Source organism: Dellaglioa sp. CoH-57-MRSF-22, assembly GCF_056781895.1.
Genome location: NZ_JBXAXT010000068.1, coordinates 1 through 508 on the forward strand (window position 1 = coordinate 1; position 508 = coordinate 508).

A 508-nucleotide genomic window follows, 5' to 3' on the forward strand; every position below is an offset into this window, starting at 1 on the left:
GTATTGAATCGGAGGTTTTATGGGGCGTCCACGCGCAGCACTTGAAGATGTGCGCAGAATTTTTACGGACAGGGGACATACGCCAACGTCCACGGATGCTGATTATGTCAATTCTCAGTCACGTTTAAGCTATGTGTGCGGCAGTTGTGGTTCTGTCGGTGGCACTTCTGCCATGTCGATGCAGCGCTATGGTAGCACCAAGTGCAAAAACTGCAAGCAACGTGTCAGTGTTGAAGAAGCGCGTGCACGCTTCTACGCGGCAGGCCATACCCCTACATTCAGCGATACTGACTATAGTGGCGTAGCCACGCCTCTGAGTTTCATATGCGGCACTTGCAGGGTTGAGTCGGAGATGCCGGCATCTCGTGTCACCGACAATAAAGGCCAGTGCGGACACTGCGTTAATACGGTAGGAAGTGTGCCTGAAGGTAAGAAGATCATGCGCAAAGGTAGTTTCAAGGAAGCCAAGGCCGAAGCCAAGGCCAAGAACTTGAGACCTCTTTTCGCT

At 52.2% G+C, this 508-nt stretch carries 1 protein-coding gene; it reads left to right on the plus strand.

Annotated features, from left to right (window positions below; translation table 11 throughout):
- Window positions 1–19: 19 nt before the first annotated feature.
- Window positions 20–508, plus strand: a 489-nt coding sequence (locus tag AC1RPR_RS08185; RefSeq protein ID WP_481763466.1) for a hypothetical protein, incomplete at its 3' end; no start/stop codon positions are given.